This window comes from Tardiphaga sp. OK245 (assembly GCF_900108575.1).
Lineage (GTDB): Bacteria > Pseudomonadota > Alphaproteobacteria > Rhizobiales > Xanthobacteraceae > Tardiphaga > Tardiphaga robiniae.
In genome coordinates this window covers 523,148-544,335 of record NZ_FNWZ01000001.1, presented here as the reverse complement: position 1 = coordinate 544,335, position 21,188 = coordinate 523,148, and the positions used below count along the sequence as shown (strand labels likewise).

18 protein-coding genes are annotated in these 21,188 nt (G+C 61.3%); 12 read left to right on the top strand and 6 right to left on the bottom strand.

Features of this window, described 5'->3' with window-relative positions:
- Positions 1 to 44: 44 nt before the first annotated feature.
- Positions 45 to 542: a nucleoside deaminase gene (locus tag BLW80_RS02470; RefSeq protein WP_093756677.1), complete on the bottom strand. Its 498-nt coding sequence runs from the start codon at positions 540 to 542 to the stop codon at positions 45 to 47.
- A gap of 145 nt (positions 543 to 687) precedes the next feature.
- On the opposite strand from BLW80_RS02470, the gene BLW80_RS02465 reads away from it, so the two are divergent.
- From BLW80_RS02465 to BLW80_RS02450, 4 genes are all read left to right on the top strand, one after another.
- Positions 688 to 1,956, top strand: coding sequence for an allantoate amidohydrolase (locus BLW80_RS02465; protein ID WP_093756676.1), 1,269 nt, complete (start codon positions 688 to 690; stop codon positions 1,954 to 1,956).
- A gap of 4 nt (positions 1,957 to 1,960) precedes the next feature.
- Positions 1,961 to 2,836, top strand: a complete 876-nt coding sequence (locus BLW80_RS02460) for a dihydrodipicolinate synthase family protein (protein ID WP_093756675.1) — start codon at positions 1,961 to 1,963, stop codon at positions 2,834 to 2,836.
- 150 nt (positions 2,837 to 2,986) lie between these two features.
- Positions 2,987 to 5,314 carry a xanthine dehydrogenase family protein molybdopterin-binding subunit gene (locus tag BLW80_RS02455; RefSeq protein ID WP_093756674.1) on the top strand — a complete coding sequence of 776 codons (2,328 nt, stop codon included), beginning with the start codon at positions 2,987 to 2,989 and terminating at the stop codon, positions 5,312 to 5,314.
- Positions 5,315 to 5,438: 124 nt separating this feature from the next.
- The gene (locus BLW80_RS02450) at positions 5,439 to 6,506 is read left to right on the top strand and encodes an alcohol dehydrogenase (protein WP_093756673.1); all 1,068 of its coding nucleotides are present in this window, start codon (positions 5,439 to 5,441) and stop codon (positions 6,504 to 6,506) included.
- Between the two features lie 67 nt (positions 6,507 to 6,573).
- On the opposite strand, the gene BLW80_RS02445 is transcribed toward BLW80_RS02450, so the two are convergent.
- The 3 genes from BLW80_RS02445 to BLW80_RS02435 form a co-directional block, all read right to left on the bottom strand.
- Complete coding sequence (locus BLW80_RS02445; protein ID WP_093756672.1) at positions 6,574 to 7,896, bottom strand: dicarboxylate/amino acid:cation symporter; 1,323 nt, start codon at positions 7,894 to 7,896, stop codon at positions 6,574 to 6,576.
- A gap of 166 nt (positions 7,897 to 8,062) precedes the next feature.
- Positions 8,063 to 8,434 carry a helix-turn-helix domain-containing protein gene (locus tag BLW80_RS02440; RefSeq protein WP_089265251.1) on the bottom strand — a complete coding sequence of 124 codons (372 nt, stop codon included), beginning with the start codon at positions 8,432 to 8,434 and terminating at the stop codon, positions 8,063 to 8,065.
- Positions 8,435 to 9,063: 629 nt separating this feature from the next.
- On the bottom strand, positions 9,064 to 10,320 hold the full coding sequence (locus tag BLW80_RS02435) for a serine hydrolase domain-containing protein (protein WP_170849550.1): 1,257 nt from the start codon (positions 10,318 to 10,320) through the stop codon (positions 9,064 to 9,066).
- Positions 10,321 to 10,472: 152 nt separating this feature from the next.
- On the opposite strand from BLW80_RS02435, the gene BLW80_RS02430 reads away from it, so the two are divergent.
- Positions 10,473 to 11,384, top strand: coding sequence for an intradiol ring-cleavage dioxygenase (locus BLW80_RS02430; protein WP_093756670.1), 912 nt, complete (start codon positions 10,473 to 10,475; stop codon positions 11,382 to 11,384).
- 27 nt (positions 11,385 to 11,411) lie between these two features.
- On the opposite strand, the gene BLW80_RS02425 is transcribed toward BLW80_RS02430, so the two are convergent.
- Positions 11,412 to 11,927 carry a hypothetical protein gene (locus BLW80_RS02425; RefSeq protein ID WP_093756669.1) on the bottom strand — a complete coding sequence of 172 codons (516 nt, stop codon included), beginning with the start codon at positions 11,925 to 11,927 and terminating at the stop codon, positions 11,412 to 11,414.
- Positions 11,928 to 12,343: 416 nt separating this feature from the next.
- On the opposite strand from BLW80_RS02425, the gene BLW80_RS02420 reads away from it, so the two are divergent.
- The 7 genes from BLW80_RS02420 (at position 12,344) to BLW80_RS02390 (ending at position 20,370) form a co-directional block, all read left to right on the top strand.
- Positions 12,344 to 13,660: a CmpA/NrtA family ABC transporter substrate-binding protein gene (locus BLW80_RS02420; RefSeq protein WP_089265247.1), complete on the top strand. Its 1,317-nt coding sequence runs from the start codon at positions 12,344 to 12,346 to the stop codon at positions 13,658 to 13,660.
- Positions 13,661 to 13,711: 51 nt separating this feature from the next.
- Positions 13,712 to 14,605 carry a nitrate ABC transporter permease gene (gene ntrB, locus BLW80_RS02415; protein WP_093756668.1) on the top strand — a complete coding sequence of 298 codons (894 nt, stop codon included), beginning with the start codon at positions 13,712 to 13,714 and terminating at the stop codon, positions 14,603 to 14,605.
- Positions 14,606 to 14,632: 27 nt separating this feature from the next.
- Positions 14,633 to 15,427, top strand: coding sequence for an ABC transporter ATP-binding protein (locus BLW80_RS02410; protein ID WP_089265245.1), 795 nt, complete (start codon positions 14,633 to 14,635; stop codon positions 15,425 to 15,427).
- Positions 15,428 to 15,501: 74 nt separating this feature from the next.
- Positions 15,502 to 15,927 carry a globin family protein gene (locus tag BLW80_RS02405; protein ID WP_093756667.1) on the top strand — a complete coding sequence of 142 codons (426 nt, stop codon included), beginning with the start codon at positions 15,502 to 15,504 and terminating at the stop codon, positions 15,925 to 15,927.
- Positions 15,928 to 16,012: 85 nt separating this feature from the next.
- Positions 16,013 to 16,438, top strand: coding sequence for a globin family protein (locus BLW80_RS02400; protein WP_170849549.1), 426 nt, complete (start codon positions 16,013 to 16,015; stop codon positions 16,436 to 16,438).
- A gap of 9 nt (positions 16,439 to 16,447) precedes the next feature.
- Complete coding sequence (locus BLW80_RS02395; RefSeq protein ID WP_092146294.1) at positions 16,448 to 17,665, top strand: NAD(P)/FAD-dependent oxidoreductase; 1,218 nt, start codon at positions 16,448 to 16,450, stop codon at positions 17,663 to 17,665.
- The gene (locus tag BLW80_RS02390) at positions 17,665 to 20,370 is read left to right on the top strand and encodes a nitrate reductase (RefSeq protein ID WP_093756666.1); all 2,706 of its coding nucleotides are present in this window, start codon (positions 17,665 to 17,667) and stop codon (positions 20,368 to 20,370) included. The genes BLW80_RS02395 and BLW80_RS02390 overlap by 1 nt, the downstream gene beginning before the upstream one ends.
- 4 nt (positions 20,371 to 20,374) lie before the next feature.
- On the opposite strand, the gene BLW80_RS02385 is transcribed toward BLW80_RS02390, so the two are convergent.
- Positions 20,375 to 21,187, bottom strand: coding sequence for a carbohydrate ABC transporter permease (locus tag BLW80_RS02385; protein ID WP_170849548.1), 813 nt, complete (start codon positions 21,185 to 21,187; stop codon positions 20,375 to 20,377).
- Between the last annotated feature and the right edge of the window lies 1 nt (position 21,188).

The window sequence follows — 21,188 nt, the reverse complement described above, 5'->3', positions numbered from 1 at the left end:
CTCGCGGCGCCATCAGCTTTTTGCAGGATCCTCCGAGCGTGCCACTAGCGCAGCTGCGCCCAGAACCCCTCATGCTGAGCAGCTGCCTCGTCTTCCAGCAGTGGTCCGACGACCTCGATGTTCTTCTGTCCTGCTGCAAACACGTCGCGGCAAGGCAGATCCAGTGTGGGATTTTCCGGATGGTCGCCGGTGATCGCCTTGAGTCTGGCTTCGCCGAGCCCATAAACCAGCCGTCCAATGCCAACCCAATAGATCGCGCCGGCGCACATGGCGCAGGGTTCTGCCGACGAATACAGCGTGAAGGTCTTCAGCTCGGTCTCGTCATAGGCAATCGAGGCTTCGCTGCACAGCAGCCGCTCTGCATGGGCGGTGCCGTCATGAGAGGGCATGAAGGCGTTACCGGCTTCCATCAGGACCTTGCCGTGTGCATCGACCAGGATCGCGCCGAACGGATGGTTGCCGCGCTCCATGGCTTTGCGTGCAGCGTCGAAAGAAAGCCTGAGAAGGGCCTCATCCCTACTCGACGAGTCTTGCTTTGGCATCAGGGGGCTCCTGTCGTCCGGGCGTCAAAATCTGCTAGCTTCCCGCGAGGCCAAGCGCGGATTCGCTTTGGCCCGCTGGCCGCACTAATATTTACGACCTGGATCATTCAAGTCCCAGCCGGGCCTGTGGTCTGAACAAAGAAGCATGATTGCGATGGAAGAGAAAGTCGTCGGAGCTTCCGGCCAATCGCTCGGCGGCGAGATCGTCGAACGCATCAATGCGCTGGCTGCTATTTCGGAAGTGCCGGACAACATCACGCGAATATTCCTTACACCGGAACATCGTGCGGCCGCCGAACTGATCATCGGCTGGATGCAGGCAGCCGGTATGCGGGCGCGCATCGATGCGATCGGCAATGTCTGCGGACGCTATGAAGGCGACCAGCCCGGTCTGCCGTGCCTGATGCTCGGCTCCCATTACGACACCGTGCGCGATGCAGGCCGCTGGGACGGACCGCTCGGGATCATCACGGCGATTTCCTGCGTCGGCGACCTCAACCGCCGTGGCCTTCGTTTGCCCTTCGCCATCGAGATCGCCGCCTTCGCTGACGAGGAGGGCGTGCGCTTCGCCTCGACGCTGCTCGGCAGCCGCGCGGTGGCCGGGACTTTTGTCGAGAGTGTGCTCGGCGGCCGCGACAAAGCGGGTATCTCGATGCGCGAGGCGATGATCACCTTCGGCCTCGATCCCGATCACGTCGGCGCCGCAGCGCGCGCGCCTGGCGAATTGCTGGCCTATCTCGAATTGCATATCGAGCAGGGCCCCGTGCTCGAAGCACAGAAGCTGCCGGTGGGGGTCGTGACTGCCATTTCGGGTGCGACGCGTCTCGCTGTCGAATTGCACGGCATGGCCGGTCATGCCGGCACGGTACCCATGGCGATGCGGCGCGATGCACTGGTGGGCGCCGCCGAATGTATCGTTGCGATCGAGGAGTTTTGCCAGTCGGATCGCGGCGGGCTTGTCGGCACCGTCGGCTATATCAATGCAATGCCGGGCGCGACCAATGTCATTCCCGGGCTGGTATCGTTCACCATGGATATCCGATCGCCGAAGGATTCCTATCGCAAGCTCGCCATCACCGACATGGTGCGCGAGATCGAGTCGATCGCCAAAGCGCGCAAGCTCGATCTGCAGATCAACATCACCCATGAGAATCGCACGGTGCCTTGTGCGCCCTGGCTGCAGAAGCAGATCGCCGATGCAATTACTGCCGAGGGTTATCGCGCGTTCGAGCTCCCGAGCGGTGCCGGCCATGACGGCATGGCGATGACCGATATTACCGATGTGGCGATGCTGTTCGTACGCTGTCGCGGCGGCATCAGCCACAATCCTGCGGAGCATGTGGACGATGCGGATGTCGAGGTCGGCGCGCGCGTGTTGTTGCGCGTGATCGAGAATTTCAAGCTGAAGGCCTGATGCGATGGCAGATTTTCACGGCGTGTTTCCCTATCTCGTCTCGCCGGCTGACGACGAGGGGCGTATCCGCACCGATGTGCTGGGCCGCCTGTGCGGCGATCTCATCGGCGCGGGCGTGCATGGTCTGACGCCGCTCGGCTCGACCGGCGAATTCGCCTATCTCAATCGCGAGCAGCGCAGGACGGTGGTGCAGGCCACGATCGATGCGGCAGGCGGGCGCGTGCCGGTGGTGGCGGGAGTGGCCTCGACCTCGACGGTCGATGCGGTGGCGCAGGCTAAGTCGTATCAGAAGCTCGGTGCTAACGGCATCCTGGCCATTCTCGAAGCGTATTTCCCGCTCAAGGATGCGCAGATCGAATCCTATTTCCGCGCCATCGCGGATGCCGTCGATATTCCCGTGGTGATCTACACCAATCCGCAATTCCAGCGTTCGGATCTGACACTCGACGTCGTGGCGCGGCTCGCTGAACATCCGCGCATTCAGTATATCAAGGATGCCTCCACCAATACCGGCCGGCTGTTGTCGATCATCAACCGCTGCGGCGACAGACTGAAAGTGTTTGCCGCCTCGGCGCATATTCCGTCAGCCGTCATGCTGATCGGTGGCGTCGGCTGGATGGCAGGCCCGGCCTGCGTCGTGCCGAAGCAGAGCGTCGAACTCTACAATCTCTGCAAGGCGCATCGCTGGGACGAGGCCATGGTCCTGCAACGGCGGATGTGGCGGCTCAACGAGGCCTTTGCGCGCTATAATCTGGCGGCCTGCATCAAGACGGGCCTCGCGATCCAGGGCTACGAGGTCGGCGACCCCGTGGCGCCGCAGCCGGCTTTGACCGCCGACGAGCGCAAGGTGATCGAAGCCGTTTTGCGGGATGTCGGCTGATCGATATCGTTGCCGCCAGACGCGCAAACGAGCAGCGCTCATGCACATTCTGTCGCTCAGCCTTGTGCGGCTGGCCTGTTGGCTCACGCGGTCTTTCTGGGCTAGAAACCATACAGCCCGCCCGTAAGGCTCGCCATTGAAGGACGTCTGATGAACATTCTGCCCGGCAATCTGCGCTTCGGCGCCGGTCTTTCTCCCAAGCGCCTTGAAGATCAAAGACTTCTCACCGGGCAGGGCAAATTCATCGACGACAAGCCGGAAGACGGCGCGCTGTGGCTGCATCTGCTGCGCTCGCCGCATGCCCATGCGAAGATCACCGCCATCGACGTCACCGCCGCGAAGGCGATGCCCGGTGTCGAGGCGATCTATACCGGCGCGGATCTCGTGGCCGACGATGTCGGCACGCTGCCGACGCTGCCGATCTTCAAGCGTCCCGACGGCTCGGCGGCGACCTTTCCGCCGCGCCGGCTGCTCGCGCATGAAGTCGTGCGGTTCGCTGGCGAAGCGGTGGCGGCAATCGTCGCCACGTCGCGCGCTGCTGCCCAGCTCGCGGCCGAGGCGATCGACATCAGCTATGACGTCCTGCCTGCGGTGGTCGATCCCGTCGAGGCGATGAAGCCCGGTGCGGCCGTGGTCTGGCCGGATGCACCGGACAATATTGTCGCGGCCACCAGCTATGGCGATCCTGCCAAGGTGGAGGCTGCTTTTGCCGCTGCCAAGCATACGGTGTCGCTGGATATCGTGAGTCAGCGTCTCGTGCCATCGGCCATGGAGCCGCGCTCGACCATCGCTGAAGTCGACAAGAAGTCCGGCAAGCTGACACTGTACGTGCAGTCGCAGACCCCGGCATCGACCCGCGATATCCTTGCCGACGCGGTGCTCAAGCGTCCGAAGGAATCGATCCGCGTGGTGGTGGGCGATATCGGCGGCGGTTTCGGCCAGAAGACGAGCCTGTATCCGGAAGACGGCGTCGTCGCCTATGTAGCCGTGAAGCTGAACAAGACGATCCGCTGGCGCGGAGATCGCACCGACGAATTCGTTGGCGGGACTCATGGTCGCGATCTGACGTCGACGGCAGAACTCGCGCTCGATGCCAAGGGTCGGATCTTGGCCTATCGCGTCCGTTCGATCGGCGGCACCGGTGCCTATATGTCGGCCACCGCTGTCATCATTCCGTTGGTGTTGGGACCATTCGTGCAGACCGGCGTCTACGACCTGCAGAACGTGCATTACGATATCAAGGCGGTCATCACGAACACCGCGCCGGTGGGCGCCTATCGCGGTGCCGGACGTCCGGAAGCCGTTTTCATCATCGAGCGTCTGATGGATGCCGCCGCACGGCAGATGGGCATGGATCCGCGCGCCATCCGCAAGGTGAATTACATCAAGCCGACGCAGTTTCCTTACAAGAACGCCGTCGGTCAGACCTATGACAGCGGCGCCTTCGCGCACATGCTCGACCGCGCCACCGAATTGTCGGATTGGGACGGCTTCGCCGCGCGCAAGAAGGCGGCGAAGAAGAAAGGCCTGCTCTACGGCCGCGGGCTCACCAGCTACATCGAATGGACCGGCGGTCCGGGCACCACCGAGAAGGTTCGCCTGCGCGCCACGGCCAATGGCCGCGTCATCCTGCATTCCGGCACCATGGCAATGGGGCAGGGCCTGCAGACCGCCTATTCGCAGCTCGTCTCTGAAGCGCTCGGCATCGGCATCGACAAGATCGATGTGATCCAGGGCGATACCGATGTGATTGTCGGCATGGGCAGTGTCGGTTCGCGTTCGCTGTTCGTTGGCGGTACTGCCGCGGTGGTGTCGGCGGCCGATATGATCGCCAAGGCGCGTGAGAAAGCGGCCAACATGCTGGAAGCTTCGGTGGAGGACATCGAGTATTCCGCAGGCTTCCTCACCGTCGTCGGCACCGACAAGCGCGTTGGCCTGTTCGAAATCGCGAAAGCCGAAGACGGCGAACAGCTCAGCGTCGAGTCGACCGGCGTGGCGGACGGCCCGACCTGGCCGAACGGAACGCATATCTGCGAGGTCGAGATCGATCCGGAGACCGGCATCACCAATGTCGTTCGCTACACCACGGTCGACGATGTCGGCGTGGCGGTGAATCCGATGCTGGTGACCGGCCAGATCCACGGCGGCGTGGCGCAGGGCATCGGCCAAGCGCTGTTCGAGAACGTTCATTACGACGAGGATGGCCAGCTCATCACCGCCAGCTATCAGGATTACTGCATTCCGCGCGCGGGTGACCTGCCACCTCTGTCAGTGACATTGGATGGTTCGGCACCCTGCGTCACCAACCCGATCGGCTCGAAGGGCTGCGGAGAATCCGGCGCGATCGGTGGTCCGCCCTGCATCGTCAATGGCGTGCTGGATGCTCTGCAACCACTGGGCATCACGCAGCTCAATACGCCGCTGTCGCCCATCAAGGTTTGGGAAGCAATCAGGAGCGCAAGCGCAACGCATGGCTGAGACCCTGCAGGATGGGTAGAGCGTCGTCGCGAAACCCATCATGATCGGGTTCTATGCGATGGGTTTCGCTTCGCTCTACCCATCCTGCGGATAACAAGAAACTTCAACCGGGAGAGAAAACACAATGAAGAGCTTCAAGGTTCTCGAATTCAACGAACCGCTTGGCGAGGTCGACGAGCAGACCCCGCAGCCGACCGGCACGCAGGTGCTGATCCGCGTGAAGGCTGCTGGCGTCTGCCATAGCGACCTGCACATCTGGGAAGGCGGCTATGAACTCGGTCATGGCCGCAAGAAGCTGTCGCTGAAGGATCGCGGCATCACGCTGCCGCGCACCATGGGTCACGAGACCGTCGGCGAAGTCATTGCCTTCGGTCCGGATGCGCAGCAGGAAGCCGGCGGCGTCAAGATCGGCGATATCGCGCTGGCCTATCCGTGGATCGGCTGCGGCAAATGTGCGGTCTGTCTCGCCGGTGACGAGAATCTCTGCCTCGCGCCGCGCTGCCTCGGCGTACATTGCGACGGTGGTTACTCCGATCACCTTTTGGTGCCGCATCCGCGCTACCTGATCGACCTCAAGGGCATGGATCCGGTCATCGCCGCGCCTTACGCCTGCTCGGGCGTCACGACCTATAGCGCGCTGAAGAAGATCGAGAGCGATCTCGGCAATCCGATCGTGATCTTCGGCGCTGGCGGCCTCGGCCTGATGGCGCTTGAACTGTTGAAGGCGATGGGCGGCAAGGGCGCCATCGTTGTCGATATCGATGCGCGAAAGCGCGAGGCGGCGATCAAGGCCGGCGCTCTGGCGGCCGTGGACGGCAATGCGCCCGACGCGCTTGAGCAGCTTGCCAAGGCCGCCGGTCAGCCGATCCTGTCGGTGATCGATCTGGTCGGCACTCCGTCGACGACGCAGCTCGGCTTTGACGTGCTCTCCAAGGGCGGCAAGCTGATCATGGTCGGCCTGTTCGGTGGCGGCGCCACCTGGGCGCTGCCTCTGATCGCCATGAAGGCACTCACCATCCAGGGCAGCTATGTCGGCAATCTCCGCGAGACCAAGGAACTGCTGGAGCTGGTGCGCACCAAGAAGGTGCAGCCGATCCCGACGAGCCCGATGCCGCTTGCAAAGGCCAATGCGGCGCTGAACGATCTGAAAGACGGCAAGCTGGTCGGCCGCGCGATCCTCACGCCGGCGTAGGGTTGAAGCATTCGTTCTGACACCGAGAAGCGGCCTTCGGGCCGCTTCTTTTTTGCCTCGAAGGCAATTAGCCGGCCGTCACGTCCACGAGCTCTTCGCCATCCAACACACGCTTCGCCTTGGCATGGTCGAGATCGCCTTCCCATGCGCCGACCACGACGGTGGCAACGCAGTTGCCGATCAGGTTTCCGAGCGCGCGGGCCATGCCGATGAACCAGTCTACCGACAGCACCAGCACGAGACCGATGGCGGGAATGCTCGGCACGGCATTCAGCGTCGCGGCAAGGATCACGATTGCTGAGCCCGGTACGCCGTGGGCGCCCTTCGACGTCACCAGCGAGACGCCCAGCACCAGCATGAGGTCGCCGAAGGACAGCGGTGTATTCGTGGCCTGCGCGATGAACACGACGGCCAGCGTCAGATAGATCGAGAATGCATCGAGGTTGAACGAGTATCCGGTCGGGATCACGAGGCCGACCACGTTGTCCTTGACGCCGAGCCGTTCGAGTTTGCGCATGACCTGGGGCAGCACTGCATCCGAGGACGCGGTGGCGAGCACGATGGTGAGTTCCTCGCGCAGGTAGTTCAGGAATTTGATGATGTTCAGCCCGGCCAGTGCCATCACACCGCCAAGCACGCCGAAGACGAAGATCGCGACCGAGACGTAGAACAGCACCACCAGCGAGACGAGTTGCTTCAGTGATCCGACACCGTAGCGTCCGACCGTATAGGCGACGGCGCCGAGCACGCCGATCGGGGCGAGGCGAACGATCAGTCCCATGGCGCGGAACAGAACGGTCGATACGGCTTCGATGAAGCTCGAAATCCGCTCGCCCTTCTCGCCACCGACCAGCGCCAGGCTGGTGCCGAACAGGATGGCGAAGAACAGCACCTGCAGGACGTCGTTGCGCGCCAGAGCGTCGAACGAGGTGGTCGGAATGATGTTGAGCAGGAAATTACCGATGCCGCCGCCCTGCAGCTTGTGAGCGTTGTCTGCGACCGTCGTGAGTGCCTTGCCGTCGAGCGAGGCCGGATTGATGTTCATGCCGTGGCCCGGGCCGAACAGATAGGCCAGCACCAGGCCGACAACGAGCGCCAGCGTGGTCATGGCCTCGAAATAGATCAGCGCCTTGACCCCAACCCTGCCGACCTTCTTGAGGTCGCCGGCACCCGCAATGCCATGCACCACCACACAGAACACGATGGGGGCCACAATCATGGAGATGAGTTTGAGGAAGGCGTCGCTGAAGACCTTCAGGCCGACGGCGAAATCCGGCACGGCGATGCCAAGGACGATGCCGAGCAGCAGGGCGACAAGCACCTGCACGAAGAGCGACTGATAGAGAGGCTTGCGGATTGGTTCGACGGCGGTAATCGTAGCTGTAGACATGGTTCGCTTCCCCTGAGGTTCACGAAATATTCCAGCAACAACTGTGCCACCGCTAGGTGCAGACCTGCAAAAATCTCGCCGCGGTTACGGCGAGTTCTTTTCGTGTCGAGGGGGGATTGAAATCGAGCCGATCGGCGGCCGGGTCGCTCCGGCGGCCATGCGACGATTACTTCTCTTCGTCGGCAATCGCTTCCATCAGGACGACCATCTGGCGCTGGACCGTCTGGCTCTTGATGCGGCTGTAGGCACGAAGCAAGCGGAGGCTGAAAGCGCTATCGAGGAACAGCAAGCTTTCCACTTCGCGGCTCTTGCCATCGCCATCGTAGAAGAAGGTGACCGGCACATCGAGTGCCGTCGCAATCTGCTGAAGACGCGCAGCGCCAACGCGATTGACACCCTTCTCGTACTTCTGAACCTGCTGGAAGCTGACGCCCAGCTTTTCGCCTAAATCCGCCTGCGAAATTTTCTGCTCAACACGACGCAGACGGATCCTCTTGCCCATCTCAATGTCGGGTTTGCCGGCGCTACGTTGCTTCATTCGTCACCATTCAGTTTGTTTGAATAAGGGAGTTTGGTTTTATTTTCTTGTTAGAGCTTCTTAGCCCGAGAGCCCTTAAAGCTAACTTTCAAAGGCATCTCTGTTATACACATCGTCATGACGATTGGGATGGCTGAAATCGTCGCGATACTCGAATTGATCGACACGTAATCGCGAGGGTCATCCAATCGTACAAAAAACCTTGCGGTATTCCGTTGCTACTTCGCATTGCTTGCAAAACTTCCAACGAATACCGGAACTCAATTTCTATCGATACGGGCCTTGCAGCGGAAGCGAAAGTACAAGTTGGTCATCATGCTATACACATGTGACTTGCCTGACGCACGCAGGATAACTGAGAGTCGTTCGCATTCGTAAGCTGCAAATCTCTGGCATGCAGCATTCCATGCGATTTCCAGCTGCAATTTCGCACTTTACGATCTCCTGTGTAGCTCCGACGTAATATCACAATTCCGTGGGTGGTTGTTGCTACGTCCCATGCGCACCGGAAGTTTCATTCCAAATTCTCACTGAGAGAGAATTTCATTTGATTCGTGCTGGATATGTTGAACGTGACCAGTGCCCGGTGGCGCGCACCGACTGAGCAATATTGATCATACCGTTCGTTACTAAACATTGCTGTCGGTAATCGCGGAGTAGATCATGGTACGCAGCTCGCGCCGAACCGGATAAGCGCTCGATGGCAACAGCTGCGTCATGAAGATTGCGATCAGCTGTTCAGCCGGGTCTATCCAGAACACCGTGCTCGCCGCGCCGCCCCATCCATACTCACCGGCGCTGCCGGGGATCATGGTCTTGACCGGATTCATCATCACCGAAAATCCAAGTCCGAAGCCGACGCCGGCATAGCTCGTTTCGCTGAACATCGACGTCGACATGTCGGCGACGTAGGCCCCGCCGGGCAGATGATTGTTGGTCATCAGCGCGATCGTCTTCGGAGCGAGCAGGCGCACGTCGCCGAGCGCACCGCCATTGAGCAGGGCGCGACAGAAGGTGAGATAGTCCGCGGCGGTGGAGCATAGGCCGCCGCCGCCGGAAATCATCTTAGGCGGCGACAGGAATGAACTCGTCGCGGGATCGTCCTGAAGAACAAAGCCTCCCTTGCCGTCGGCGGCGTAGCAGGCCGCGAGACGATGCGCCTTGTCGGGCGGCACAAAGAAGCCGGTATCCGTCATGCCGAGCGGATCGAAGATACGTTCCTGCAGGAATTGTTCGAATGGCTGTCCACTGATCTTCTCGACGAGATAGCCGATCACGTCGGTCGAGACCGAATAATTCCATGCATCCCCCGGGGAGAATTCCAGGGGGACCTTCGCGAGATCCGAAATCATCGATGTCATCGTGCCGGATTTTTCGATCTCGCCGATCTTGAGTGCACGATAGGCGGCGTCGACATTGGTACGTTGCTGGAATCCGTATGTGAGTCCGGATGTGTGCCGTAGCAGGTCGATGATCTGCATCGGACGGGCCGGTGGCTTCGTCAGGAATGGTGCCGTCACGCCAGCCTGAAATACGCCGAGATTTGCCCATTCGGGAATATATTTATGAACGGGTTCATCGAGCGCGACACGTCCTTCCTCTACAAGCATCATGAAGGCGACTGTCGTGATCGGCTTGGTCATCGAATAGATGCGGAAGATCGTATCGTCCTTGACGGGGGCTTTGCGCTCCACATCGGCAAAGCCCTGCGCTGTGCTATGCACGATTTCGCCGCGGCGATAGACCAGCAGCCGTGTGCCGGGAAAGCGGCCGGCATCGACATAGCGCTGCTTGAGATGCGCTTCGACGCGGGCCAGCGCCATGGTCGACATGCCGACCTGTTCGGGTGACGCAGACGAAGGGCTCAGGCTTTGGGACGACGGCATTGCAACATCACTCCGATGTGTGGACGCGGCTCGTTTCTATGGATGAAAATCAGCGGTTGTCCATATGGGTTTGTAGCGCGGCGAGCTTACGTGAAGCTCTGTTTGGTGTATCGTTAAAGATGCAATCGCGTCGTGTTGCTCAGGATGGAATTATGACCCAATTCAATGACACTGAACTCACTGCGGCCGTCATCCAGAGTTTCGACAAGACGTCCGATCCGCGCACGAAATTCCTGCTGCAAGAACTCGTGACGTCATTGCACGACTATGTCCGCAAGACCGATCTCACCTTCGGTGAATGGGAAGTGGCGATCGACTTCCTGACCCGCACGGGCCAGAAATGCACGCCGATCCGGCAGGAGTTCATCTTGCTCTCTGACGTGCTGGGCGTCTCGATGCTGGTCGATGCCGTCAACCACAGGGAGCGTGAGGGGGCCACACAGACGACGGTGCTCGGACCGTTCTATGTCGGCGAGCATCCCGTCATGGCGCATGGCGCCGATATCTCTCCGGGCCTCACGGGTGAGCGCATGTTCGTGCAGAGCCGCGTCACCGATCTCGATGGCAAGCCGCTGGCCGGCGTGCCGGTCGATATCTGGCATGCCGATGATGACGGATTCTACGACTCGCAGAAGGCCAGCTATGCCACGCAGGGCCCGTCGTCGCGTGCGCGCTTCATCACGGACAGTGATGGCCGGCTGTTCTTCCGCACCATTCTGCCCTGCAGCTATCCGATCCCGACCGACGGACCGGTGGGCGATCTTGTGCTGAAGACGGGACGCCATCCGATGCGTCCGGCGCATGTGCACTTTCTCGTCGCGGCTCCCGGCTACGAACCGCTGATCACTCACGTCTTCATCGAGGGCGACGAATATCTCGACTCCGATGTCGTGTTCGGCGTGAAGGACGATCTGATCGCCACCGTCGAGAAGCGCAGCGATGCCTTTATGCCTGATGGTCAGCCTGCCACGGGGCCGTGGCATCTGATGACCTATAATTTCCGGATGAAGCCGGGCGAGGGCACGGTGCCGCAGCCGATGATGCCGGAAAAGGCCGAGGCGTAAGCGATCTCGGCCGTCTGCCATCTGCGATCAGGTCGCGCTCCAGTCGCGTTGCGAGAGTTCCTGCAGCGACTCCAGGAAGAACTGATCAAACAGGAACGGTGTATCGCCGTGTGCGGCCGATGGCGCGATGAGGGTGACCATGCCTAACAGCGCGCGGCCGAGTTCGTCGATGCGCTCGGCAAAGGCCTCAAGCCCGCCGCGATCAGAACTCTCGACGACTTCGTGGAGTGCGCCTTTGGTTTGTGCGATCTGTAGATCGACATCGTCGACGGCGCGATCGAGAGCATCGATATCGACATCCACAGTGACAGCGTTGTCTTTGGCGGGAATCAGCGCGTCTTCAAGGACGCTCTTTCGGAACATATGAAGTTGCCGTGAGACATCCTCGAAATGACCGAACGCTGCCGCTGCATTCGCTTCGAGATCGCTTTTGCCCTGAGACAGGATCGACGCCGCGGAGACCACGGTCGCCGCCTTCAGGGTGCTGATTACCTTCCGCAGCGACGAGAGGGCAGGTTCGGTGATCACCGAAATGGTCGGCATGAAGCGGTCCGTTCGTTAGAAGTTGGACCCGGTTGATAGCACCGATCCGCGGGCCGGCACGCCGACGAAGTCGGCAAAATAGTACCTCACAATTCACTGCCTATTCCGCGTGCGTCGCACAATAAATGAGCGTCCCGCAAATTTTCGATGCGCGTGGTTCTCTGCGCTGGTCTTGTTGCCTTTAGGTAAGTGACTGCAATTTATCGAAATTTCCATCAGGCAGCGGTTGGCACGAACTTTGAATAGTTCTTAGCGACGCCATTGTAGCCGTCACAATCAATCACCAGCCAGCATTGCCATCATGGGGCTTCCCCCAGACGCGCCGCTATGTCCGTACGCCTTCGACCGAGGTGCGCAGTGACGAGGGGCCAATGACGGTGCAGGCGATCCGAGGCGCGAAAGGACGACAGCAGCACATGACGAAGTCAGAGACCAACAAGCCGGGCCGCAAGATCAGCCGCCGTCAGCTTCTGAAAGCCGGCGCGGGAACCGCTGCCTTGCTCGCGGCCGCCCGACTGAACTTCCCGGGCGGTGCTTTTGCGCAGGATGCTGGCCCTGAAGTGAAGGGGGCCAAGCTCGGCTTCATCGCACTAAGCGATGCCGGTCCGCTGTTCGTTGCCAAGGACAAGGGCCTGTTCGCCAAATACGGCATGCCTGACGTGGAAGTGTCGAAGCAGGCCTCGTGGGGCACGCTGCGCGACAACATGGTGCTCGGCTCCGAAGGCAACGGCATCGATGGCGCGCATATCCTGACGCCGATGCCGTATCTGATCTCGTCCGGCAAGGTCACCCAGAACAATCAGCCGACGCCGATGTACATCCTCGCGCGTCTCAATCTCGATGCGCAGTGCATCTCGGTCGGCAACGAATATGCCGATCTGAAGGTCGGCCTCGATGTCGCGCCGCTGAAGGCCGCGTTCGAGAAGAAGAAGGCTGCGGGCAAGTCGGTGAAGGTGGCGATGACCTTCCCGGGCGGCACGCATGACCTGTGGATCCGCTACTGGCTCGCCGCCGGCGGCATCGATCCCGACAAGGATGTCGAGACCATCACCGTGCCGCCGCCGCAGATGGTGGCGAACATGAAGGTCGGCACCATGGATGCGTTCTGCGTCGGTGAGCCGTGGCCGGGCCAGCTCGTGCACCAGAAGATCGGCTACACCGCGGTGAACACCGGCGAGATCTGGAACAAGCATCCGGAGAAGTCGCTCGGCATGCGGGCGGCCTGGGTCGACAAGAACCCGAAGGCGGCGAAGGCCATCACCATGGCCATCATGGAAGCCCAGCAGTGGGCCGACAAGATGGAGAACAAGGAAGAGCTCGCCACCATTATGGGCAAGCGGCAGTGGATCAACTGCCCGGTCGAGGACATCCTCGATCGCGCCCGTGGCAAGTTCGACTACGGCACCGGCAAGGTGGTCGAGAACTCGCCGCATATCATGAAGTACTGGAAGGACTTTGCGTCCTATCCGTTCCAGAGCCACGACCTCTGGTTCATGACCGAGGACATCCGCTGGGGCAAATATGAGCCCGGCTTCGACTCGAAGGCGCTGATCGCCAAGGTCAACCGCGAGGATATCTGGCGTGACGCGGCGAAGACCATGGGCGTCGCTGCCGCCGAAATCCCGACTTCGACCTCGCGCGGCAAGGAGACCTTCTTCGACGGCAAGGTCTTCGATCCCGAAAATCCGGCAGCCTACCTCAAGTCGCTCGCCATCAAGCGCGTCGAAGCCTGAGACACACGTTTGGGACCGATGCGGACTAGCTGAAATGACGGAGACAGTGCGATGAACATGCAAGCTATCAAGACGGAGCCGGCAACGGCACTGGCGAAGCCGCCGGTGGCGAGCGTCGCACTGTCTCCCAAGCAGCCCGTAAGTTTCGACAGATACGCCAAGATGGCGAAAGAGACAGCGGCGCGGGTCATCCCGCCGCTGATCGTCGTCCTCCTGCTCGGTGTGATGTGGGAGCTCTTGTGCCGGCGCACCGGCTCAACGCTCCCGCCGCCCTCGAAGGTCTACAAGGACACCAAGGAACTGATCTTCGATCCGTTCTTCGACAATGGCGGTCTGGACAAGGGTCTGTTCTGGCATATCTCGGCCAGTCTCCTGCGCGTGGCCTATGGCTACTCGCTCGCTGCCGTCGTCGGCATCGCGCTTGGCACGCTGGTCGGCCAGTCGGTCTGGGCCATGCGTGGTCTCGATCCGATCTTCCAGGTGTTGCGCACCATTCCGCCGCTGGCCTGGCTGCCGCTGGCGCTCGCGGCCTTCCGGGACGGTCAGCCGTCGGCGATCTTCGTGATCTTCATCACCTCGATCTGGCCGATCATTATCAACACGGCTGTCGGTATCCGGAATATTCCGCAGGACTATCGCAACGTCGCCGCCGTGGTGCAGCTCAATCCGGTGGAATTTTTCTGGAAGGTCATGCTGCCGGCGGCTGCACCCTATATTTTCACCGGTCTGCGCATTGGTATCGGCCTGTCATGGCTCGCGATTATCGCGGCTGAAATGCTGATCGGCGGCGTGGGAATTGGGTTCTTCATCTGGGATGCCTGGAATTCCTCGCATATGAGCGAGATCATCCTGGCGCTGTTCTACGTCGGCATCGTCGGCTTCGTGCTCGATCGCCTGATCGCCGCCCTCGGCAAGCTCGTCACCCACGGCACTTCAGTCAGCTAACATTTGGGTCAGCTAATGAGAGATATCATGAAGGCATATCTGAAGCTCGACCACGTCGACAAGGTGTTCACCCGCGGCAAGGTCTCGTCCGAAGTATTGAAGGACATCAACCTCAGCCTCGGCAAGGGTGAGTATATCTCGATCATCGGCCATTCCGGTTGCGGCAAGTCGACGATGCTCAACATCATCGCCGGCCTGACACGTGCAACGATGGGCGGCGTGATCCTTGAGGATCGCGAAGTCAATTCGCCCGGCCCCGATCGCGCCGTGGTGTTCCAGAACCACAGCCTGCTGCCGTGGCTGACGGTCTATCAGAACGTCCGTCTTGGCGTGGACAAGGTGTTTGCCAAGACCAAGTCCCGCGCTGAGCGCGACGAATGGACAATGCACAATCTCAATCTCGTGCAGATGACGCATGCCAAGGACAAACGCCCTTCGGAAATCTCCGGCGGCATGAAGCAGCGCGTCGGCATTGCCCGTGCGCTCGCGATGGAGCCCAAGGTGCTGTTGCTGGACGAACCGTTCGGTGCGCTGGACGCGCTGACCCGCGCGCATCTGCAGGACTCGGTAATGGCGCTGCATCAGAAGCTCGGCAACACCATCGTCATGATCACCCATGACGTGGACGAAGCCGTGCTGCTGTCGGACCGCATCGTGATGATGACCAACGGACCATCAGCGACCATCGGCGAAGTGCTCGATGTGCCGCTCGCACGACCGCGTCAGCGTCTCGAACTGGCGAGTAACCCGGTCTATCTCGACTGCCGCAAGCGCGTGCTCGAATTCCTGTATGAGCGCCACAAGTTCGTCGAAGCCGCGTAAGCATCTTGTTACCTCTTGACTTCCGAGGATAAACCGAATGAATGCGGCTCAGACTTTCCGGATAGCTGCAAATCATGAGTCGTTCGATAGGCCTGACGCGCGAAGAAATCATGCGCGTGCAATCGTCATTCGATCAGATGTGGCCGAACTCCTCGGTCATGGTGGATCTGTTTTATGCGCGGCTGTTCGAGACATTGCCGGAAACGCGCCCGCTGTTTCGCGGCGACATGGCGCAGCTCAAGCACAAGTTCATCGCAACGCTTGCGGTGATCGTCGGCAGTCTCGACAATATCACCGGCCTGCTGTCAGTGATCGGCAAGCTCGCGAAAGACCATGTGCATTATGGCGTGGAGGCCGGGCACTACGAGCCCGTCGGCGAGGCACTGTTCTGGAGTCTGGAGCAGGGGCTTGGCGAGCGCTGGACGCCCGAGGTCGAAGCCTCGTGGCACAAGGTCTACAATTTCCTGGCGGCGCGCATGATTTCTGCGGCCTATCACTAGAACCACATCGCATTTTATCGCGCGCTGAACATTTGCTCACGCGGCGCGACACACAAGCTCACCTTCCACTGCAAGGAGAGTTAGCATGAATGCGTCCGACGTCGCTCTGGTTCAGGAGAGTTTCAAGAAAGTCGCGCCGATTTCCGATGTGGCTGCGGAATTGTTCTACGGCCGTCTCTTCGAGGTTGCCCCGCAAGTGAAGCCGATGTTTCGCGGCGACATGAAGGAGCAGGGTCGCAAATTGATGGCAACGCTTGGTGTCGTCGTCACCGGCCTGACGCGACTCGAAACCGTGCTGCCTGCAGCGAGCGCGCTCGCCAAGCAGCACGTGGCCTATGGCGTGAAGGCCGAACACTATCCGATCGTCGGCGGTGCGCTGCTGTGGACCCTGGAGAAGGGCCTCGGCGACGCCTGGACGCCCGAACTCGCCGCAGCCTGGACCGCAGCCTATGGCACGCTGTCCGGCTACATGATTTCTGAAGCCTACGGCACAGCGCAGGCGGCCGAGTAAGGATATGACGTGAGCGAGCCGCTGGTCATCATTGGTAACGGAATGGCAGCGGCTCGGCTCGTGGACGAACTGGCGAAATGCGCGCTCGGTCGATACGCCATCGCCGTCATCGGAGACGAACCGCGGCTCGCCTACAATCGCGTATTGCTGTCGTCGGTATTGGCGGGTGAGGCGACATCCCAGGAGATCGAGCTGAAGCCTGCTGCCTGGTGGCGCGATCGCGGCGTCACGCTGAAATACGGCGCAACGGCGACCGCCATCGATATGGCCGCGCGCGAGGTCACGACATCGACCGGCAAGCGTGTGCCGTTCTCAAAGCTGGTCATCGCCACCGGTTCATCCGCACTGCGGCTGCCGGTGCCCGGTGGTGATCTCAAGGGCGTGCATGTGTTCCGCGACAGCCGCGATGTGGACCTGCTGCTCGCACTTGCCGCGCAGAAGAAGCGTGTCGTCGTGGTCGGTGGCGGCCTGCTGGGTCTCGAAGCTGCCTATGGTCTCGCCAAGGCGGGCGCTGACGTCACACTGATCCATCTGATGGACCGGCTGATGGAACGCCAGCTCGATGCACCTGCAGCGAACCTCCTGAAAACGCTGGTCGAGCGCAAGGGCGTCAGGATTTTGCTCAATGCCAATACGGCGCGTATTCATGGCAGCGATTGTGTCGAGAGCGTCGAACTCGCCGATGGCCGCGCGCTTGATGCCGATGCGGTGATCTTTGCGGCCGGTATCCGGCCCAACACATCGCTTGCCAGGGATGCGGAAATCCCGATCAATCGCGGCATTGTCGTCAACGACCAGATGGCAACCGGCACCGACGACGTCTTCGCACTCGGCGAATGCGCAGAGCATCGCGGCACCTGCTATGGCCTCGTCGAGCCTGCCTACGAACAGGCCAGGGTGTTGGCGCGCCATCTCGCGGGCAAGGATGCTGCCTATACGGGCAGCGTGCTCTCTACCAATCTCAAGGTCTCCGGCGTCAGCGTTTTCTCCGCTGGAGATTTCATGGCGGGCGAAGGCAGCGAGACGCTGCTGCTCAATGATGTCCGCCGCGGCACCTACAAGAAGCTGGTGATTTCTGACGGTGCGCTCACTGGCGCCGTGCTGGTCGGCGATACGCAGGATGCGCTGTGGTATCTTGAGCTGATCCGCAGCGGCGCTGATATTTCCGATATCCGCGCCGAGATGATGTTCGGCCGCGCACTCGCTGTTCGCGCGGAGGCGGCGTGATGAACGCGGTTGATCCGCATTTGCACGCCACGCGCACCACATGCCCTTACTGCGGTGTCGGTTGCGGCGTGCTGGCGACGCCGGATGGCAACGGCGGCGCAGCGATTGCGGGCGATCCCGCGCATCCCGCCAATCTCGGCCGACTCTGCTCGAAGGGATCGGCACTCGGCGAAACGCTGAGCCTCGACGAGCGTCTGCTGCATCCGATGATGCGGGGCGACGACGGCGAGATGGTGCAGGTCGCCTGGAGCGATGCGCTGGATCATGTCGCCGAGGGATTTCAGAAGGTCGTCGCCGAACATGGCCCGAGTGCCGTGGCATTTTATCTCTCCGGCCAATTGCTGACCGAGGATTACTACGTCGCCAACAAGCTGATGAAGGGCTTTCTCGGCAGCGCCAATGTCGATACCAATTCGCGGCTCTGCATGGCGTCATCAGTCGCTGGCCACAAGCGTGCGTTTGGCGCCGATACGGTGCCGGGGTGCTACGAGGATCTCGACCAGGCAGATCTGCTGGTGCTGGTCGGCTCCAATGCCGCGTGGTGCCATCCGGTGCTGTATCAGCGCATGCTGACCAACAAGCAGACGCGGGGCGCGCGGATCGTCGTGATCGATCCACGCCGCACCGATACCGTCGGCGATGACGACTTGTTTCTCGGCCTGAAGCCCGGCACTGATACGGCGCTGTTCAGTGGGTTGTTCGCTTATCTCGCCGATAACGGGGCGCTCGATCGCAGCTATATCGATGAGCATACGTCAGGCTTTGACGACGCGCTGGCGCGGGCTAGAACCATCGCCGGCAGTGTGGCGACGACAGCAAAGGCGACCGGACTCGACGAGATCGATGTCGCGACCTTCTTCCAGATGTTCAAGGCGACGCCGCGTGTGGTCACCCTGTATTCGCAGGGCGTCAACCAGTCGGCGCAGGGCACCGACAAGGTCAATGCGATCCTCAACTGCCATCTGGCTACTGGCCGCATCGGTAAGCCCGGCGCGTCGCCGTTCTCGCTGACCGGCCAGCCGAATGCCATGGGCGGCCGCGAGGTCGGCGGCCTCGCCAACCAGCTCGCAGCCCATATGGGCTTCACGCCTGTCGATATCGACCGTGTTCGCCGGTTCTGGAAGGCACCGCATATCGCCACCCATGAAGGCCTCAAGGCTGTGCAGATGTTCGAAGCCATCGGCCGTGGCGAGATCAAGGCGTTGTGGGTGATGGGCACCAATCCCGCGGTGTCGCTCCCGGACGCCGATGCCGTGCGCGCGGCGCTGAGCAAGCTCGATCTATTCGTGGTGTCGGAGAATGTGCGATCCAACGATACCGTCAACGCCGGAGCCCATGTGTTGCTGCCCGCGCTGGCCTGGGGCGAGAAGTCCGGCACGGTGACCAATTCCGAACGTCGTCTGTCGCGACAGCGCTCGTTCCTGCAGGCGCCGGGCGAGGTGCGACCGGACTGGTGGGCGCTGAGCGAAGTCGCCAAGCGTCTGGGTTATGGCGCGTCTTTTGCCTACACGTCGGCTGCCGAGATTTTTCGCGAGCACGCCGCCCTTTCGGCCTTCGAGAACAACGGCAATCGCGATTTCGATATCGGCGGGTTGATGAAAGTCTCGGATGAGGCCTTCGACACCATGGCCCCGGTGCAATGGCCGGTGCGTGAGGGCACGACGAAGCCGCAGGCGCGGTTCTTCGCCGATGGCCTATTCTACGCCAATGACCGCCGCGCGCGTTTCATAGCGCCGGAGGCGCCGGAGCTGCGCACGCAGGTGTCGATCGAGCGCCCGCTACGTTTGAACACTGGCCGCGTTCGCGATCAGTGGCACACGATGACGCGCACGGGTCTCAGCCCGCGGCTCGGCCAGCATATTCCGGAGCCCTTCGTCGAGATCCATCCTGACGATGCTGCGCAGTTCGCCATTGTCGATGGCGGGCATGCGCGGCTGACCACCGACTATGGCGAATGCGTGCTGAAAGTCATTGTCAGCGAACGCCAGCAACGCGGCATGCTGTTCGCGCCAATCCACTGGAACGACGAGACCGCGGGTTTCGCGCGTGTCGGTGGACTTGTCGCGCCGATCACCGATCCATTCTCCGGTCAGCCCGAGAACAAGGCGACGCCGGTGGCGATTGCACCTGCGGTGTTTGCGCAGCGTGGCTTCGTGCTCTCGCGTAGTCCGCTGGAGATGCCGTTCGGCGTGCAATGGGCGCGTGTCGCGGTTACGGGCGGCGTCGGCTATCTGCTCTCGGACAATACCGATGTCGAGACCTGGCAGAACTGGCTGAAGCCGTTGCTGGGCGATGATGCCGCTGAATACGAAGACGCGGGCCAAGGTGTGTATCGCGCGGTGTCGTTCAAGGATGACCGTATCGAGACCTGTCTGTTCATCGGCCCGACGGAGGGGGCGCTCTCCTGGGACGCCGTGAAGGAATTGTTCGCCGCCGAGACCGTCAGCGACGACCAACGCCGTACGCTGCTCTCTGGAAAGTCCGCAGATGGTGTTGCGAGTGCCGGTCCGATCGTCTGCGCCTGTTTCGGCGTCGGCCGCGACACCATCTGCGACGCAATTGTAGCAGGGGCTGGAACCGCGGCGGAAATCGGCACCAGGCTCAAGGCCGGCACCAATTGCGGCTCGTGCATTCCGGAGCTCAAGCGCCTGATTGCCGCGAGCGAAACGGCGCCGGATGAGCAGAGGAAGGTTGCTGCAAGTTAACTCGTCACTTCACCGCGCCCGCGGTCAGTCCCGCCACAATCTGCCTTTGCGCAAACATCGTCAGCAGCAGCACCGGCAGCGTCACGATCAGGGCGGCCGCCGCCAGCGGCCCCCAACTCAACTGATCGAACGAGATCATGTTGTAGACCGCGACCGGCAGTGTCCGCGTTTCCCGTCCCGCCAGTACGATGCCAAACACGATTTTGTTCCAGGCGGAGATCACCGAGAGGATGAAGGCAACGGCGATGCCGGAGCGCGCAATCGGCAGCGCGACGTGGCGGAACACCTGCCAGCGGGTGGCGCCGTCGATGATGGCGGATTCTTCGAGCTCCATCGGTGTCGTCTCGAAATAGCCGATCATGATCCAGATCACGATCGGCACGGTGACCACGAGATGGATGATGATCTGTGGCCACAGCGTACCCAGGAGGCCGAGCCATTGGAACAGCAGGAATAGCGGGATCAGATATGACAGGCCGGGCGTGATGCGCGCGATCAGGATCACGATGGCGGATTTGCGCGCGCGCATGCGCGCGATGCCGTAACCGGCAGGAACGCCGATGACGAGAGCGAACAAGGTCGCCGAGCCGGTGACGATCAGTGTGTTGAAGAAATAGGTCATGAACCGCTTGGATTCGATGACCGCGGCGTAGTTGCCCCAGTTGATGCGCTCGGGGATGAAGACCGGCGGATAGGAGGCGTTGTCGATCTCGAATTTCAGCGACAGCGACAGCATCCAGAGGAAGAACAGCACCGCCGGCGAGACGATGACGATGAAGGCGAAGGTCAGGCCGAGTTTGTTGAGAAAGTCCCGCATG

Coding starts and splice junctions, on each gene's coding strand:
- BLW80_RS02440 (WP_089265251.1), bottom strand. CDS start 8,434: ATGAAGCAACGTAGCGCCGGCAAACCCGACATTGAGATGGGCAAGAGG.
- BLW80_RS02450 (WP_093756673.1), top strand. CDS start 5,439: ATGAAGAGCTTCAAGGTTCTCGAATTCAACGAACCGCTTGGCGAGGTC.
- BLW80_RS02420 (WP_089265247.1), top strand. CDS start 12,344: ATGACGAAGTCAGAGACCAACAAGCCGGGCCGCAAGATCAGCCGCCGT.
- BLW80_RS02425 (WP_093756669.1), bottom strand. CDS start 11,927: ATGCCGACCATTTCGGTGATCACCGAACCTGCCCTCTCGTCGCTGCGG.
- BLW80_RS02455 (WP_093756674.1), top strand. CDS start 2,987: ATGAACATTCTGCCCGGCAATCTGCGCTTCGGCGCCGGTCTTTCTCCC.
- BLW80_RS02445 (WP_093756672.1), bottom strand. CDS start 7,896: ATGTCTACAGCTACGATTACCGCCGTCGAACCAATCCGCAAGCCTCTC.
- BLW80_RS02400 (WP_170849549.1), top strand. CDS start 16,013: ATGAATGCGTCCGACGTCGCTCTGGTTCAGGAGAGTTTCAAGAAAGTC.
- BLW80_RS02430 (WP_093756670.1), top strand. CDS start 10,473: ATGACCCAATTCAATGACACTGAACTCACTGCGGCCGTCATCCAGAGT.
- ntrB (WP_093756668.1), top strand. CDS start 13,712: ATGAACATGCAAGCTATCAAGACGGAGCCGGCAACGGCACTGGCGAAG.
- BLW80_RS02435 (WP_170849550.1), bottom strand. CDS start 10,320: ATGCCGTCGTCCCAAAGCCTGAGCCCTTCGTCTGCGTCACCCGAACAG.
- BLW80_RS02385 (WP_170849548.1), bottom strand. CDS start 21,187: ATGCGGGACTTTCTCAACAAACTCGGCCTGACCTTCGCCTTCATCGTC.
- BLW80_RS02390 (WP_093756666.1), top strand. CDS start 17,665: ATGAACGCGGTTGATCCGCATTTGCACGCCACGCGCACCACATGCCCT.
- BLW80_RS02470 (WP_093756677.1), bottom strand. CDS start 542: ATGCCAAAGCAAGACTCGTCGAGTAGGGATGAGGCCCTTCTCAGGCTT.
- BLW80_RS02405 (WP_093756667.1), top strand. CDS start 15,502: ATGAGTCGTTCGATAGGCCTGACGCGCGAAGAAATCATGCGCGTGCAA.
- BLW80_RS02460 (WP_093756675.1), top strand. CDS start 1,961: ATGGCAGATTTTCACGGCGTGTTTCCCTATCTCGTCTCGCCGGCTGAC.
- BLW80_RS02465 (WP_093756676.1), top strand. CDS start 688: ATGATTGCGATGGAAGAGAAAGTCGTCGGAGCTTCCGGCCAATCGCTC.
- BLW80_RS02410 (WP_089265245.1), top strand. CDS start 14,633: ATGAAGGCATATCTGAAGCTCGACCACGTCGACAAGGTGTTCACCCGC.